16 protein-coding genes are annotated in these 16,407 nt (G+C 61.0%); 3 read left to right on the top strand and 13 right to left on the bottom strand.

All coding sequences use genetic code 11. The features are described from left to right. Positions 1-126: 126 nt before the first annotated feature. Positions 127-909: a MetQ/NlpA family ABC transporter substrate-binding protein gene (locus AC19YR_RS11585; protein ID WP_095108758.1), complete on the top strand. Its 783-nt coding sequence runs from the start codon at positions 127-129 to the stop codon at positions 907-909. 192 nt (positions 910-1,101) lie between these two features. Here AC19YR_RS11585 and AC19YR_RS11580 read toward each other — a convergent pair whose 3' ends face one another. The 8 genes from AC19YR_RS11580 to AC19YR_RS11545 all read right to left on the bottom strand — a co-directional run bounded on the left by AC19YR_RS11580 (position 1,102) and on the right by AC19YR_RS11545 (position 10,328). After that, entirely contained in the window at positions 1,102-1,992 is an 891-nt protein-coding gene (locus AC19YR_RS11580) for an ABC transporter permease subunit (protein WP_095108757.1), read from the bottom strand. Then, positions 1,989-2,870 carry an ABC transporter permease subunit gene (locus tag AC19YR_RS11575; RefSeq protein ID WP_176465101.1) on the bottom strand — a complete coding sequence of 294 codons (882 nt, stop codon included), beginning with the start codon at positions 2,868-2,870 and terminating at the stop codon, positions 1,989-1,991. The genes AC19YR_RS11580 and AC19YR_RS11575 overlap by 4 nt, the downstream gene beginning before the upstream one ends. Before the next feature lie 35 nt (positions 2,871-2,905). Beyond that, a complete protein-coding gene (locus AC19YR_RS11570; protein ID WP_500598502.1) occupies positions 2,906-4,048 on the bottom strand; it encodes an ABC transporter ATP-binding protein in 1,143 nt (380 codons plus the stop codon). A 75-nt stretch (positions 4,049-4,123) separates the two neighbouring features. Further along, the gene (locus tag AC19YR_RS11565; protein WP_500598500.1) at positions 4,124-5,215 is read right to left on the bottom strand and encodes a polyamine ABC transporter substrate-binding protein; all 1,092 of its coding nucleotides are present in this window, start codon (positions 5,213-5,215) and stop codon (positions 4,124-4,126) included. A 220-nt stretch (positions 5,216-5,435) separates the two neighbouring features. Beyond that, positions 5,436-6,533, bottom strand: coding sequence for a polyamine ABC transporter substrate-binding protein (locus AC19YR_RS11560; RefSeq protein WP_095108753.1), 1,098 nt, complete (start codon positions 6,531-6,533; stop codon positions 5,436-5,438). Between the two features lie 198 nt (positions 6,534-6,731). Then, positions 6,732-8,096: an aspartate aminotransferase family protein gene (locus tag AC19YR_RS11555; RefSeq protein WP_500598498.1), complete on the bottom strand. Its 1,365-nt coding sequence runs from the start codon at positions 8,094-8,096 to the stop codon at positions 6,732-6,734. A gap of 58 nt (positions 8,097-8,154) precedes the next feature. After that, the gene (locus AC19YR_RS11550; RefSeq protein ID WP_095108751.1) at positions 8,155-9,513 is read right to left on the bottom strand and encodes a glutamine synthetase family protein; all 1,359 of its coding nucleotides are present in this window, start codon (positions 9,511-9,513) and stop codon (positions 8,155-8,157) included. 38 nt (positions 9,514-9,551) lie between these two features. Next, on the bottom strand, positions 9,552-10,328 hold the full coding sequence (locus AC19YR_RS11545; protein ID WP_095108750.1) for a gamma-glutamyl-gamma-aminobutyrate hydrolase family protein: 777 nt from the start codon (positions 10,326-10,328) through the stop codon (positions 9,552-9,554). A 278-nt stretch (positions 10,329-10,606) separates the two neighbouring features. On the opposite strand from AC19YR_RS11545, the gene AC19YR_RS11540 reads away from it, so the two are divergent. Next, positions 10,607-11,983, top strand: coding sequence for a glutamine synthetase family protein (locus AC19YR_RS11540; RefSeq protein ID WP_095108749.1), 1,377 nt, complete (start codon positions 10,607-10,609; stop codon positions 11,981-11,983). 135 nt (positions 11,984-12,118) lie between these two features. Then, positions 12,119-12,757, top strand: a complete 639-nt coding sequence (locus AC19YR_RS11535; protein WP_095108748.1) for a TetR/AcrR family transcriptional regulator — start codon at positions 12,119-12,121, stop codon at positions 12,755-12,757. Between the two features lie 3 nt (positions 12,758-12,760). On the opposite strand, the gene AC19YR_RS11530 is transcribed toward AC19YR_RS11535, so the two are convergent. From AC19YR_RS11530 to ssuC, 5 genes are all read right to left on the bottom strand, one after another. After that, entirely contained in the window at positions 12,761-13,975 is a 1,215-nt protein-coding gene (locus AC19YR_RS11530) for a type II toxin-antitoxin system HipA family toxin (RefSeq protein WP_500598494.1), read from the bottom strand. Continuing rightward, positions 13,975-14,295: a helix-turn-helix domain-containing protein gene (locus AC19YR_RS11525; protein ID WP_095108746.1), complete on the bottom strand. Its 321-nt coding sequence runs from the start codon at positions 14,293-14,295 to the stop codon at positions 13,975-13,977. The genes AC19YR_RS11530 and AC19YR_RS11525 overlap by 1 nt, the downstream gene beginning before the upstream one ends. 197 nt (positions 14,296-14,492) lie before the next feature. Then, positions 14,493-14,708, bottom strand: coding sequence for a TOBE domain-containing protein (locus AC19YR_RS11520; RefSeq protein ID WP_003213899.1), 216 nt, complete (start codon positions 14,706-14,708; stop codon positions 14,493-14,495). A 109-nt stretch (positions 14,709-14,817) separates the two neighbouring features. Beyond that, a complete protein-coding gene (gene ssuB / locus AC19YR_RS11515; RefSeq protein WP_500598492.1) occupies positions 14,818-15,624 on the bottom strand; it encodes an aliphatic sulfonates ABC transporter ATP-binding protein in 807 nt (268 codons plus the stop codon). Continuing rightward, entirely contained in the window at positions 15,621-16,406 is a 786-nt protein-coding gene (ssuC, locus tag AC19YR_RS11510; protein WP_095108744.1) for an aliphatic sulfonate ABC transporter permease SsuC, read from the bottom strand. The genes ssuB and ssuC overlap by 4 nt, the downstream gene beginning before the upstream one ends. Between the last annotated feature and the right edge of the window lies 1 nt (position 16,407).

Here is a 16,407-nt window from a genome sequence, read left to right as displayed (position 1 = left end):
GAAAGTGAAAAAACATTATTGTTCGGGAATATAAAAACTCGGTATTGTCCGCTCCACGCCAGTGATAGCCCTTCACTGGCCCCTCACTTTTTAGCCGTTGTCGACAACGACAAATAAGGACACTGCATGAAAAAGGTTCTGTTGTTTACCGCATTGGCGGCTGCGCTGGCTGCGGGCATCGCCCAGGCCGGGGAAAAACTGGTGGTTGCCGCAACGCCCGTGCCCCACGCCGAGATTCTCGAACTGATTAAGCCCACCCTCGCCAAAGAAGGTGTGGACCTGGAAATCAAAGTCTTCACCGACTACGTGCAGCCTAACGTGCAGGTCGATCAGAAGCGTCTGGACGCCAACTACTTCCAGACCCTGCCCTACCTCAAAAGCTTCAACGAAGGCAAAGGCACGAACCTAGTGACCGTGATCGGCGTGCACGTCGAACCTTTCGGCGGCTACTCCAAGAAGGTCAAGAGCCTGTCCGAGCTCAAGGACGGCGCCACGATCGCCCTGCCGAACGAAGGCAGCAACAGCGGCCGTGCGCTGATCCTGCTGCAAAAGGCTGGCCTGATCGAACTCAAGGACCCGAAAAACGCCCTGGCCACGCCCAAGGACATCGGCAAAAACCCGCACAACTTCAAGTTCAAGGAACTGGAATCGGCCCTGCTGCCGCGCGTGCTGGACCAGGTCGACCTGGCCATGATTAACACCAACTACGCCCTGGAAGCGGGCCTGAACCCGGCCAAGGATGCGTTGGTGATCGAAGGCTCCGACTCGCCTTACGTGAACTACCTGGTGTCGCGTCCGGACAACAAGGACGCCGCCGCCATCCAGAAACTCGCCAAGGCCCTGACCAGCCCAGAGGTCAAAGCCTTCATCGAGAAGAAATACGGCGGCGCGGTACTGCCGGCGTTCTGATACACCGGGTTCGCCCACACAAAAACGCCGACGGCTGGTACAGCGTCGGCGTTTTTTTGTGGCTGGGGCTTGAGGCTTGTGGGAGCGCGGTCGCCCGCGATGGCGGTATTGCTGCCGATAAACCTCTATCGGCTGTACCGGCCCCATCGCGGGCAAAGCCCGCTCCCACAGGGTGTGCCTCTGGTTTGCTGCTTACCCTTGGGCCGAGGCCGCCGGGCGGCGGGCGGTGGGTTGTTTCCAGGAGTCAGCGGCGCTTTCTTCGATGGCTTGCTGGATCGCGCGTTTGCGATGTTCTTCGGCGCGGCGGCTGAAGTACCAGACCAGGAAAGTCACCAGCGACACCGCCAGCAGGATCAGGCTGGCCACGGCGTTGATTTCCGGCTTCACGCCCAGGCGCACCGCCGAGAAGACTTCCATCGGCAACGTGGTGGAGCCCGGCCCGGAGACGAAGCTGGCCAGCACCAAGTCATCCAGGGACAGGGCGAACGACATCATGCCGCCCGCCGCCAGCGAAGGCGCGATCATCGGGATGGTAATCAGGAAGAACACCTTCCACGGACGCGCCCCAAGGTCCATGGCCGCCTCTTCGATGGACAGGTCCAGCTCACGCAAGCGTGCCGACACCACCACCGCCACATAGGCCGCACAGAAGGTCGTGTGAGCGATCCAAATGGTGACGATGCCGCGCTCCTGCGGCCAGCCGATCATTTGCGCCATGGCCACGAACAGCAGCAGCAGCGACAGACCGGTAATGACCTCGGGCATGACCAGCGGCGCGGTGACCAGGCCACCGAACAGCGTGCGGCCCTTGAAGTGGGTGATGCGCGTGAGCACGAACGCCGCCAGGGTGCCCAGCGCCACCGCCGCGATGGCGGTGTAGCAGGCGATTTCCAGGGAGCGCATGACCGAGCCCATCAACTGGGTGTTGTCCAGCAGGCCCACGTACCACTTGATCGACCAGCCGCCCCACACCGTGACCAGGCGCGAGGCGTTGAACGAGTAGATCACCAGGATCAGCATCGGCAGGTAGATGAAGATCAACCCCACCACCAGCATCAGGCTTGAAAAACTGAAGCGCTTCATTCCTTGCCCTCCATTTCTTTGGCCTGACTGCGGTTGAACAGGATGATCGGCACAATCAGGATCGCCAGCATCACCACGGCCAGGGCAGACGCTACCGGCCAGTCACGGTTGTTGAAGAATTCTTGCCACAGCACTTTACCGATCATCAGGGTTTCCGGGCCGCCCAGCAGCTCGGGGATGACGAACTCGCCCACCACCGGGATGAACACCAGCATGCAGCCGGCGATGATGCCGTTTTTCGACAACGGCACGGTGATTTTCCAGAAGCTGTTGAAGGTGCTCGAACCCAGGTCGGATGCGGCTTCGAGCAGGCTGTTGTCGTGCTTCACCAGGTTGGCGTACAGCGGCAGGATCATGAACGGCAGGTACGAATAGACCACGCCTATGTACACCGCGATGTTGGTGTTGAGGATCTGCAACGGCTCGCTGATAAGGCCCATCGACATCAAAAAGCCATTGAGCAAACCGTTGTTGCTCAGGATGCCCATCCACGCATAGACGCGGATCAGGATCGCGGTCCAGGTCGGCATCATGATGAGCAGCACCAGCACGGTCTGCATTTCCTTGCGCGCGCTGGCGATGGCGTAGGCCATCGGGTAACCGATCAGCAGGCACAGCAAGGTGCTGAAGAACGCCATTTTCAGCGAGCCCAGGTACGCGGCGATGTACAGCTCGTCGTCGGTGAGCATCGCGTAGTTGGCGAAGTTGAGCAGCACTTGCAGCTTCTGGTCGACGTAGCTGTAGATTTCCGTGTACGGCGGAATGGCCACGTCAGCTTCGGTGAAGCTGATCTTCAGGACGATGAAGAACGGCAGCATGAAGAACAGGAACAGCCACAGGAACGGGATGCCGATGACCAGTTGCCGGCCACCGGGGATTATTCGATGCAGGGCGCGTTTGAGTTTGCGGATTTTCATGAGCGCAGTACCACGCCGCTGTCGTCTTCCCACCATACGAACACTTCATCGCCCCAGGTCGGCCGCAGGCCCTGGCGCTCGGCGTTGGCCACGAACGACTGCACCAATTTGCCGCACGGCAATTCGACGTGGAACACCGAATGGCCGCCCAGGTAGGCGATGTCGTGCACCTTGCCGCGCGACCAGTTGTACTCGTACTCGGGCTGGGTGGTGGTGATGAGCAGTTTTTCCGGGCGGATCGCGTAGGTCACCGATTTGTCCTGCACCGAAGTGGTCACGCCGTGGCCGACGTAGATGCTGCGCTCCAGTTCCGGGCTGGTAATCAGCGCGTGGCCCTCGGCGTCTTCGACCACTTCGCCCTCGAAGATGTTGACGTTGCCGATGAACTCGCACACCAGGCGGCTGGTGGGGGTTTCGTAGATGTCGATGGGGCTGCCGATCTGCGCGATCCAGCCCAGGTGCATGATGGCGATGCGCTCGGCCATGGTCATGGCCTCTTCCTGGTCGTGGGTCACCATTACGCAGGTCACACCCACGCGCTCGATGATTTCCACCAGTTCCAGCTGCATCTGCGAGCGCAGTTTTTTATCCAGCGCGCCCATCGGTTCGTCGAGCAACAGCAGCTTGGGGCGCTTGGCCAGGGAGCGGGCCAGCGCCACCCGCTGGCGTTGGCCGCCGGAAAGCTGATGGGGTTTGCGCTTGGCGTACTGGCTCATTTGCACCAGCTTGAGCATCTCGGCCACACGGGCCTCGACCTCAGCCTTGGGAATCTTGTCCTGTTGCAGGCCGAACGCAATGTTCTGGGCCACGGTCATGTGGGGGAACAGGGCGTAGGACTGGAACATCATGTTGATCGGCCGCTCGTAGGGCGGCATGTTGGTGATGTCGACGCCATCGAGGAAGATCCGCCCTTCGGTGGGCCGCTCGAACCCGGCCAGCATGCGCAGCAGGGTGGATTTTCCCGAGCCGGAACCGCCGAGCAGGGCGAAGATTTCGCCTTTCTTGATTTCCAGGGACACGTCGTCCACGGCAATCGTCTCGTCGAATTTTTTCGTGACCCGGTCGATTTTGACCAACACCTGTTTAGGGTTTTGGCCGCCCTCGAGGGCTTTCTTGTAGGCGCCGGAGGCAACTGCCATTTACGAAACTCCCAACAAAATTTGCAGTTCGCCCCATGCGGGCGAACCTTGGATAGTTTGAGCGTCTACCGCCCCTTACTTGCCCGACTTGACCTTGGTCCAGCTACGGGTCATCACGCGTTGGATCTTGGGTGGCAGTTCCGAGTTGACGAACAGCCGATCGACAATGTCTTGCGGTGGGTAAACCGTTTCATCCGTGCGGATCGACTGATCCATCAACTTGTCGGCCGCCGGGTTGGGGTTGGCGTAGCCGACGTAGTCACTGACCTGGGCGATGACTTTGGGGGTCAGCAGGTAGTTGATGAAGGCGTGGGCTTGCTTGGAGTTGCTCGAATCCGCCGGGATGGCCAGCACGTCGAACCACAGGTTGGCGCCTTCCTTGGGAATCACGTAGGCGATTTCAAAGTCTTTCTTGTTCTCCGCCGCCCGGGCACGGGCCTGGAACACGTCGCCGGAGAAACCGGCCGCTACGCAAATGTCGCCATTGGCCAGGTCGGAGATGTACTTGGACGAGTTGAAGTAGGTCACGTAAGGCCGCACCGCCATCATCTTGGCTTCGGCTTTCTTGTAGTCCTGGGGGTTCTGGCTGTTGGGGTCCAGGCCCATGTAGTTCAACACCGCCGGGAGCATTTCATCGGCGGAATCGAGGAAAGCGACGCCGCAACTGGACAGCTTCTTGATGTTTTCCGGCTCGAACAGCATGGCCCAGGAGTCGATCTTGTCGATGCCCAGTGCCTTGAGTTTCTCGACGTTGTAGCCGATGCCGTTGGTGCCCCACAGGTACGGCACCGCGTACTGGTTGCCCGGGTCGTTCTTTTGCAGGCGCTTGAGCAACGCCGGGTCGAGGTTGGAATAGTTGGGCAGTTGCGCCTTGTCCAGTTTCTGGAAGGCGCCGGCCTTGATCTGCTTGCCCAGGAAGTGGTTGGACGGCACGACCACGTCATAGCCGGTGCGCCCGGCCAGCAACTTGCCTTCCAGGGTTTCGTTGGAGTCGAACACGTCATACACCGGTTTGATGCCGGTGGTTTTCTCGAAATCTGCCAGGGTGGTCTCGCCGATATAGTCCGACCAGTTATAAATGTGCACCGTGGGTGCTGCTTGTACGCTGGCGGCCACCATCAGGGCCGCACCCGCAAACAAGGCTTTGCGAAATAAAGAAATAGGCAAGTGGAGGTCCTCTTAAATAGTTGGGCCCAAGTTGCCCCGCGTTACATGACAGCTGATCGCTGCCTGACAACAAAACCGGCGCGCAACTTACCCTCGATAAACCGATCCAGCAAAACTTTTATGTCGTTGAAGGCTTATGTCGCCGTTGCCGCCGGCCGCGATGGCCCGAAACGGGTGCCCATCGCGGCCTTTGGCAGCGGCTACAGCAAAGCCGCCGGGGTTACTTGCCCGACTTGATCTTGGTCCAGCTGCGGGTCAGCAGGCGCTGGGTCGCGGCCGGCAGGTCGGCGATGGCATACAGCTTGGCCATCACGTCGGCCGGTGGGTAAACGCCCGGGTCGCTGGTGATTTCCTTGTCCACCAGGGGGGTGGCCGCCGCGTTGCCGTTGGGGAAGCGCACGGCGTCGGTGATTTCGGCCATGATTTCTGGCTTCATCAGGAAGGTCATGAACTTGTAGGCGCCTTCGACGTTTTCCGCATCTTTAGGGATGGCGACCATGTCGAAGAAGCTGCCAGCACCTTCTTTGGGGATGTTGTAGTCAACTTTGACCTTGGCGCTGGACTCCGCGGCGCGGGCCTTGGCCTGGTAGATGTCGCCCGAGTAACCGATGGCCACGCAGATGTTGCCCTGGGCCAGGTCACCGATGTACTTGGAGGAGTGGAAGTAGCCGATCGATGGACGCACTTTGAGGAACAAGGCTTCGGCTTCGGCCAGTTGCTTCTTGTCCTGGCTGTCGGTCGGGTAGCCCAGATAATGCAGGGCGGCCGGGATCATCTCGGTCGGCGAATCGAGGAAGCTGATGCCGCAGGACTTGAGCTTGGCAGCGTTTTCAGGCTTGAACACCAGGTCCCAGGAGTTGGTCGGTGCGTCAGCGCCCAGTGCGGCTTTGACCTTCTCGGCGTTGTAGCCGATGCCGATCGAGCCCCACATGTACGGGAAGGCGTGGGCGTTGTTGGGGTCGCTGACCGAAACAGCCTTGAGCAGGTCAGGGTTGAGGTTCTTCCAGTTCGGCAGCTTGGATTTGTCCAGTTCCAGGTAAACGCCCGCCTTGATCTGCTTGGCCAGGAAGTTGTTGGACGGCACCACGATGTCGTAGCCGGACTTACCGGCCAGCAGCTTGGCTTCCAGGGTTTCGTTGCTGTCGAATACGTCGTAGACGACCTTGATCCCCGACTCTGCCTCGAATTTCTTGATGGTGTCCGGCGCAATGTAGTCGGACCAGTTGTAGACGTGCAGCACCTTGTCATCGGCCTGAGCTGCACCCGCCATCAGCCCCGCCAGGGACAATGCGAGGAGGGTCTTGCCTGCGTGTTTCATTCCTACTGCCTTCATGCGACATGCTCCAATTGTTCTTTTAATCCACATTCTTGTTCACCAAGAGCCGGTGGCCAACGCCTGGGCGACTCGAACGGTGGGTAGTCTGGCAAGATCCAAGGCAGGCTTTCAAGAAAAAGACCCTCCTTCAACTTGCTCTGGGCCAGGCGCGACGAGCGCCCCTGGCCCAGAGACTAGCACTTAGCCATGTAACGCACTCAGGGTCAGGTCCAGGCACAGGCGCGCCTTGGCTACCAACTCATCGATCTCGGCCAGGCTGATGACCAGCGGCGGCGCGATAATCATGGTGTCGCCCACGGCGCGCATAATCAGGCCGTTATCGAAGCAGAACTGCCGGCAGATCATGCCCACGCCCTTGCCCTCATAGCGCGCACGGGTGGCCTTGTCCTTGACCAGCTCGATGGCCCCCAGCAAACCCACCCCGCGAACTTCGCCCACCAACGGGTGATCGTTGAGTTCACGCAAACGCTTTTGCAAGTACGGTGCCGTTTCGCTGTGCACGCGCTCGATAATTTTCTCGTCGCGCAGAATGCGGATGTTTTCCAGGGCCACGGCTGCGGCAACCGGGTGGCCGGAATAGGTGAAGCCATGGTTGAAGTCGCCGCCCTCGTTGAGCACCGCCACCACTTCGTCGCGCACGATCAGGCCACCCATGGGGATGTAGCCGGAGGTCAGGCCCTTGGCGATGGTCATCATGTCGGGCTTGAGGCCGTAGAAATCGCTACCGAACCACTCACCGGTGCGGCCGAAACCACAGATCACCTCGTCGGCAACGAACAGGATGTCGTACTTGGCGAGGATTTCCTTGATGCGCGGCCAGTAGGTTTCTGGCGGCACGATCACCCCGCCCGCGCCCTGGATCGGCTCGGCGATGAAGGCGCCGACGTTATCGACGCCGACTTCGAGGATTTTCTCTTCCAGTTGGTTGGCCGCCCACACGCCGAACTCTTCGGCGCTCATGTCGCCACCTTCACCGAACCAATAAGGCTGCGGGATGTGGACGATGCCCGGGATCGGCAAGTCGCCCTGCTCATGCATGTAGGTCATGCCGCCCAGGCTGGCGCCGGCGACGGTGGAGCCGTGGTAGCCGTTGATGCGGCTGATGATGGTTTTCTTGTTCGGCTGGCCCTTGATCGCCCAGTAATGGCGGACCATGCGCAGCATGGTGTCGTTGCCTTCGGAGCCCGAGCCGGTGAAGAACACGTGGTTCATACCTTGCGGGGCGATATCGGCGATGACCTTGGCCAACTCCAGCACGGGCGGGTGAGCGGTCTGGAAGAACAGGTTGTAGTACGGCAGTTCACGCATCTGTTTGCTGGCCGCATCGGCCAATTCATCGCGACCGTAGCCGATGGCCACGCACCACAGGCCGGCCATGCCGTCCAGGATCTTGTTGCCTTCACTGTCCCACAGGTAAACGCCCTTGGCGTTGGTGATGATGCGCGGGCCTTTCTCTTTCAATTGCTTGAAATCGCTGAACGGCGCCAGGTGATGGTCGTTGCTCAGGGCTTGCCATTCACGGGTTTGCGGGTTGTTGCTGGTCATACCAATCTCCTAATGGTTCCAAGTGAGCGCGTGGCGCCTGGGCACCACGCCCGGCGTATCAGACGGCGAAGAGCAGGAACTCCCTTTCCCACGAACTGATGACGCGCTTGAAGTTTTCATGCTCGGCCCGCTTGACCGCGACGTAGCCGGTGATGAATTTGTGGCCCAGGTACTTCTCGATGGTCTTGCTGTTTTCCATGCGCTCCAGGGCGTCTTCGATGGTCAGCGGCAGGCGCAGGTTGCGTCGCTCGTAGCCACGGCCCACCACGGGCGCGCTGGGGTTGAGCCCTTCGACCATGCCGATGAAGCCGCACAACAGGCTCGCGGCAATCGCCAGGTAGGGGTTGGCGTCGGCGCCCGGCAAGCGGTTTTCCACGCGACGGTTCTGCGGGCCGGCATCCGGCACACGCAGGCCCACGGTGCGGTTTTCTTCGCCCCACTCCACGTTCACCGGCGCCGAGGTATCGGGCAGGAAGCGGCGGAACGAGTTGACGTTGGGCGCGAACAGCGGCAGCAGCTCGGGGATGAACTTCTGCAGGCCGCCGATGTGGTGCAGGAACAGCTGGCTCATGCTGCCGTCTTCGTTGGAGAACACGTTCTTGCCGGTCTCCAGGTCGATGATGCTCTGGTGCAGGTGCATGGCGCTGCCGGGCTCGCCGGTCATGGGCTTGGCCATGAAGGTGGCGGCCACATCGTGCTTGAGCGCCGCCTCGCGCATGGTGCGCTTGAACACCAGGATCTGGTCGGCCAGGGACAGGGCATCGCCGTGACGGAAGTTGATTTCCATCTGCGCCGTGCCGTCCTCGTGGATCAAGGTATCGAGGTCCAGGTCCTGCAACTCGCACCAGTCGTAGACGTCTTCAAACAACGGGTCGAATTCGTTGGCCGCTTCTATAGAGAAGGACTGACGACCGGTTTCCGGGCGCCCGGAGCGGCCCACGGGCGGCTGCAACGGGTAGTCGGGGTCGTCGCTGCGCTTGGTCAGGTAGAACTCCATTTCCGGCGCCACGATCGGCTGCCAGCCCTTGTCGGCATAGAGTTTCAGGACTTTCTTGAGCACGTTGCGCGGCGACAGCTCGATGGGGTTGCCTTGCTTGTCGTAGGTGTCGTGGATCACCTGGGCGGTGGGCTCGACGGCCCAGGGCACGACAAACACCGCGTTCTGGTCGGGGCGGCAGATCATGTCGATGTCCGCCGGGTCCAGCAGTTCGTAATAGATGTCGTCTTCGACGTAGTCGCCCGTTACGGTTTGCAGCAGGACACTCTCGGGCAGGCGCATGCCTTTTTCGGCGATGAACTTGTTGGTCGGCGAGATCTTGCCCCGGGTGATCCCGGTCAGGTCGCTAATCATGCATTCGACTTCTGTGATCTTGTGGTCTTTCAACCAATCGGTGAGCTGGTCGAGGTTGTTACTCATAAATGCCTCTGGGCTGAGTGTCCTGACTTCTTATTAAGTCAGGCGTTGTTTGACGCATCGGCGTCGCGTTGTATCGAACGCTGGCGGCAGGCCTCGCCAAAGGCCTGGAAGATGGCGAGGTAGTCGGGGTTGGAGCTTACCTGCCATTCGGGGTGCCACTGCACACCTAAAGCAAAAGCCTTGCCTTGCACGACCGAAAAAGCCTCGATCAGGCCATCCGGCGCGGTAGCCTCGGCCCGCAACCCCGGCGCCAGATGCTGCACACCCTGGCTGTGGATCGAGTTGACCTGGATCTGCCCCGGCAGGCCCAGCCCTGCCAACACGCCCCCCGGCACAATGCTCACCGCGTGTGCGGGGCCGTACTGCACGTCCACGGGTTGGCTGTCGTCTTCGCGGTGGTCGAGCATGCCCGGCACTTCGTGCACCTTCTGGTACAGGCTACCGCCAAAGGCCACGTTCATTTCCTGGAAGCCACGGCAAATCCCCAGCACCGGTACGCCCGCGGCGATGGCCGCGCGGATCAAGGGCAAGGTGGTGGCGTCGCGTGCAGGATCATGAGCAGTGCCAGGCTCACTGGCCGGCCCGCGGTAATGAAAAGGTTCGACGTTGGAGGGTGAGCCGGTAAAGAGGAGACCGTCCAGACCGTCAAGAATATCGGTCGGTTCGAGCAGGGGCCCGAGGGACGGGATAATCAATGGCAAGCCCTTGGCAGCAGTGGCCACTGCCCGGACGTACTTATCGCCACTGATGTGATAAGCATGCAGACCGACCTGTTTGGAGCAGGCCGTGACGCCGATTAAGGGCAGGCGAGCCATGTAGCACCCCGGTATTATTGCTGTTATGGGTTTGAATCGAGCTTAGCCTTGTTCATTTTTTTACACAACACCCCCGTAAAAAATACAACACGGCCCGCTCAAGCCCGCGAAGGACCAGCGCCATAACGGCAAAAAAATGCCCCGATTTGCCCCTAAAATGGCCTGCTAGCGCTTTTTTAGGGCACAAAAGGCCTCGCTTGACTTCGGCATGCCGTTCGGGTTGACTGGAATCCAAAGAGATCAATGATTGATATTTTTAACAACAAAGGTGTTGCATCATGTCGGTACCCCCGCGTGCCGTTCAGCTTAACGAAGCGAACGCGTTCCTTAAGGAACATCCTGAGGTTCTGTACGTTGACCTTCTGATTGCGGATATGAATGGTGTGGTGCGCGGCAAGCGCATCGAACGCACCAGCCTCCACAAGGTTTACGAGAAAGGCATCAACCTGCCGGCCTCCCTTTTTGCCCTGGATATCAACGGCTCTACGGTGGAAAGCACCGGCCTTGGCCTGGACATCGGTGATGCTGACCGAATCTGTTATCCAATCCCCGACACCCTGTGCAATGAACCCTGGCAGAAGCGCCCTACCGCGCAACTGTTGATGACCATGCACGAACTCGAAGGCGAGCCGTTCTTCGCCGACCCGCGTGAAGTATTGCGTCAGGTCGTGGCCAAGTTCGACGAGTTGGGCCTGACCATCTGCGCAGCGTTCGAGCTGGAGTTCTACCTGATCGACCAGGAGAACGTGAACGGCCGCCCCCAACCGCCACGCTCACCGATTTCCGGCAAGCGCCCGCACTCGACACAGGTCTACCTGATCGACGACCTCGACGAATACGTCGATTGCTTGCAGGACATTCTCGAAGGCGCCAAAGAGCAAGGCATCCCCGCCGACGCCATCGTCAAGGAAAGTGCCCCAGCGCAGTTCGAGGTGAACCTGCACCACGTCGCCGACCCGATCAAGGCATGCGACTACGCCGTACTGCTCAAGCGCCTCATCAAGAACATCGCCTACGACCATGAAATGGACACCACCTTCATGGCCAAGCCCTACCCGGGCCAGGCTGGCAATGGTTTGCACGTCCACATTTCGATCCTGGACAAAGATGGCAAGAACATCTTCGCCAGCGAGGATCCCGAGCAGAACGCCGCGCTGCGTCACGCGATCGGCGGTGTGCTGGAGACCCTGCCCGCGCAAATGGCTTTCCTGTGCCCGAACGTCAACTCCTACCGCCGCTTCGGTGCGCAGTTCTATGTGCCGAACGCGCCGTGCTGGGGCCTGGATAACCGCACCGTGGCCGTGCGCGTGCCCACCGGTTCCGCCGACGCGGTACGCCTGGAACACCGCGTGGCCGGCGCCGACGCCAACCCTTACCTGCTGATGGCTTCGGTTTTGGCGGGTGTGCACCACGGCTTGACCAACAAGATCGAGCCTGGCGCACCGGTGGAAGGCAACAGCTACGAGCAGAACGAACAAAGCCTGCCGAACAACCTGCGCGACGCCTTGCGCGAGTTGGATGACAGCGAAGTAATGGCCAAGTACATCGACCCTAAGTACATCGATATCTTCGTCGCCTGTAAGGAAAGCGAGCTGGAGGAATTCGAACACTCCATCTCCGACCTCGAATACAACTGGTACTTGCACACCGTGTAAGCGCTGGCGCTCAAAAACAACGCCGCAGGCCCATGGCCCGCGGCGTTTTTTTATGCCCACGGAATGCGCGCGCTCATGTAGGACAGAATCACCACGTCCTCACGTACAATGCCCGCAGCCTTGCAGGAGATTTCGATGACCCGCCCCGCCACTCCCCGTAAACCCCGCACCAGCAGCCAGGCGCGGATCGACTCCATCCTCGATGCCGCCCGCACGCTACTGGCTGCCGAGGGCGTGGCCAACCTGTCGATCTATGGCGTGGCGAAACTGGCGGGTATTCCGGCCTCTTCGGTCTATCACTTTTTCGCCAGCGTCCCGGCGCTGCTCGAAGCCTTGACCGCCGATATCCACGCCGCATTCCGCGCGGCCCTGCAAGCGCCCATCGACCACGCTCCGCTCAAGGGCTGGCACGACCTCTCGCGCCTGGTGGAGCAACGCATGCTGGACATCTACGACCAGGACGCCGCCGCCCGCCAATTGATCCTCGCCCAGCACGGCCTCACCGAAGTCACCCAGGCCGACCGCCAGCACGACATCGAGCTGGGCGACCTGATGCACAAGTTGTTCGACCACCACTTCCAACTGCCCCGGCTACCCGATGACGTTGACGTCTTCGCCCTGGCCATGGAACTGGGCGACCGCGTCTACGCCCGCTCGGTGCAGCAACACGGGCAAATCACCCCGCGCATGGCCGAGGAAGGCATGCGGGTGTTCGACGCTTATTTGGGGTTGTATCTGCCGCCCTATTTGCCCAAGCGCGAACACCCGATCTGAGGCCTAGGCAGCCATGCGTTGCGCGCCAATGGCCGACAGCGCAAACGCCAAGGCCGCACCCTCGAGCTGCTGCCCATAGTGCTCGCGCAGCTGCGGTTCCCAACCGATGACCTCGTCCAACAGGTCGCTAGCCTGCTGCGGTGCCAGGCCAAAATGCGCGGCGTGGCTGAGCAGGTTGCCGCGGTTGATGACCCGCCCTTCGCGCCCCACAGCCATCGACAAGTACGCGGGCGAACTGCCGTCCATGCTCGGCACCACGTCGTACATCGGCGCCAGGCGCCAACCTTGCCCCAACCAAAGCACCGCGTGGTTCTTTGGATGATCGTCGTCGTTGCCCACCAGGGCGTTGAAGCACATGCGCTTGAACAACTCATGCCGGTCCTCATCCGGCGCGCCCCGGCGCTGTAGCTCATTGGCCAAGGCGCCATACACCCAGGCGCTGTGGTCAGCGCCATGCCAATCGGCATCGAGCAACGTCAGGGCGCTCAACATAGGAATGCGGCGGCCGCTGTCGGCGGGCGGCAGGCGATCGAAGCGCTTGACCAGCAAGGTCGATGGCTGGCCCGCATACAGCGCTGTGCGCGCCACATTCAGGCCCTTGAGGGCTGCGAAGGTCATGCACGCGTGTTCCAGCGCCGGTACATCGCAACTGTCATAGCGGTCGCGAGGCTTGGCCAGCATCAGCACCCCCTGATCTTGCAAGGTCCGCTTGGGCCGAGCCCCGCCCAGGGACGAACGCTGCTTGCGCATCTTCAACGTAGCGATGGCTTCGTCGTCCAACTGGTTGTCGAAAATCGCCTCGGCAGCTTCTATGAATGGTGCCAGCCCCTTGAGGCTCGGCAACAGCTCGCGGCCCAGGCCGGGCGGCGGATGGCGTGTCGTGCCCACCATCAAGTTGCCCGCGCGGTCGTTGTTGGGCGACTTGAGCAGATAATCGATCGGCGCCAGTTCGGCTCGCGCAATATCACGCAGCACCCGTTCGCCCCACCCGTCAGGCATGGCGTCGTTGATAAAACCGGGCACGCCCTGGTTTTTCGTGATGGCACTGAAGGGCTCCTCACGCAGCGGGTAGCGAATCGGGTCCGGCACCCAGCCCTGGGTGGCGACGTAGTCGGGGTCGTAGACGAACTCGCCCTGCCCCTGGCTGAGGGTCAAACGCCCGAGGGTCAGCACGTCGCCCGTTTGCGGGTGCTCCATGTAAATGTATGCGCGCCCCATCAGAATTCCCCCTTCGGCTTGGGTAACCGCACCCGCACGGCTGCACGCGGATCATGGACCTGAAATTGCGACGAAGACGCCAACTGCTCGAGGCTGCGGAACACTTCGCCGGTCAGCCCCAAATGCCAAAGCACCAGCATGAATGAGCGCAACTCCACCGAGGGGTCGCCAGACTCGATCTTGCGCAAACTGCGCTCGGAAACCCCCAACGCCCGCGCAAGATCCTTCTGGCGCTGCTTGGTTTGTAGCCGACGGCTTTTTACCAAAAGCCCGATGGCGTGCAGGTTATCGCTGCATTCGATGGGAAAAAACTCAGTCATAAAGCGCGCCTCAGTGCCTCTAAAAACCCTTAAGACGCACCCTAGCACCGATTAACCCTAAATAAAATATTCATAAAGCGCACTATAAGGCTCTTTATATTGATTAATAGGCATTAAAACGCCCTTTAAAAGCAAATAACCTCCCATAAAAAACCCCGAAGGGCTCACGCCGTCCGGGGCCGTGCCTGGCGCATGGATCACAACTTGGCGATGGAAACCTCGGTGGATTTAACAAAAGCGATCACCTCGCTACCGATCACCAGTTCCAGCTCTTTGACCGAGCGAGTGGTGATGACGGAAGTGACGATGCCGGAAGCGGTTTGCACGTCGATTTCCGACAACACATCGCCTTCGACAATTTCCTTGATGGTGCCTTTGAACTGGTTGCGCACGTTGATGGCTTTAATGGTCATGGTGTTGCTCCTAGGGTCGGTATTGAGTGGCGAGCGGCAAGCTTCAAGCGGCAAGTCAAAGCAAAAGCGCTTCCTCTTGAAGCTTGCAGCTCAACACTTGCAACTGCCTTCATTGCGCCCAACGCAGTTGCGTGGGCAGGGGTGACACGGGTTCTGGTTCGGGCGGGCTGCCGGGCAGCGACAGCACGCGGTTAAGCACTTCGGTTTCCAGGGTGGCCAGGCGATGGGAGCCGCGGACCCGGGGGCGTGGCAGTTCCACGACAAGGTCCAGGCCGACTTCGCCGTCTTCGATCAGGATCACCCGGTCGGCGATGGCCACGGCCTCGCTGACATCGTGGGTCACCAGCAGCACGGTGAAGCCGTGTTGCTGCCAGAGGCGTTCGATCAGTTGCTGCATCTCGATGCGGGTCAGGGCGTCCAGCGCGCCCAGGGGTTCGTCGAGCAGCAGCAGGCGCGGTTGATGGATCAGCGCGCGGGCCAGGGCCACCCGTTGTTTCTGGCCCCCGGACAGCGCCGCCGGCCATTCCTCGGCGCGGTCGGCCAGGCCTACCGCGTCGAGGGCCTCCAAGGCCTTGGCGCGCCAGTTGCCCGTGAGCCCCAGGCCCACGTTGTCGATGACTTTTTTCCAGGGCAGCAAACGCGCCTCTTGGAACATCAGCCGCGTGTCGTCGCGGGCGGCGCTCAGCGGCGCGGAGCCGGCGAGCAGTTCGCCGCCGCTGGGCAGGTCGAGGCCGGCGAGCAGGCGCAGCAAGGTGCTCTTGCCGCAGCCGCTGCGCCCCACCACCGCGACAAATTGCCCGGCCGGGATATGCAGGTCGATTTCGCGCAGCACCTGGCGCGCGCCGAAGGTTTTTTGCAGCTTGCGCACCGCCAGCGGAATACCGCGCAGCAGGCGCGGCGGCGGTTGGGCGGTCATGCCGCACCTCCCTTGGCCACTTGGTAGGCCGGGTGCCAGCGCAGCCACACGCGCTCCAGGCCACGGGCCGCGAGGTCGGCGAGTTTGCCGAGCACCGCGTAAAGGACGATGGCCAGCACCACCACATCGGTTTGCAGGAATTCGCGGGCGTTCATCGCCAGGTAGCCGATGCCGGAGCTGGCGGAAATGGTCTCGGCCACGATCAACGTCAACCACATAAAGCCCAGGGCAAAGCGCACGCCCACCAGAATCGACGGCAAAGCGCCGGGCAGGATCACCTGCCGGAACAGGCCGAACCCGGACAACCCGTAGCTGCGCGCCATTTCCACCAGCGCCGGGTCGACGTTGCGGATGCCGTGATAGGTATTGAGGTAGATCGGGAACAGCGTGCCCAGGGCGACCAGGAAAATCTTCGCCGACTCATCGATGCCGAACCACAGGATCACCAACGGGATCAACGCCAGGTGCGGCACGTTGCGGATCATTTGCACCGAACTGTCCAGCAGGCGTTCGCCCCACTTCGACAGGCCGGTGATAAAGCCCAGGGCCAGGCCGATACCGCCGCCGATGACGAACCCCAAGCCCGCACGCCAGCCGCTGATCGCCAGGTGCTGCCAGATATCGCCGCTGCGCACCAACTCAACGCCTGCGCCAATCACCGCGCTCGGCGCCGGCAGAATCCGCGTAGACAGCCACCCCGCCGACACCGACAACTGCCACACCGCCAGCAGCAGCACCGGCAGCAACCAGGGCGCCAGGCTGTGGATAAGTTTGTTGTTCATG

It is taken from the genome of Pseudomonas sp. MF08817, assembly GCF_059862705.1.
Note: the sequence above shows the minus strand (reverse complement) of the source record. Positions and strands in the feature narration are given on the sequence as shown.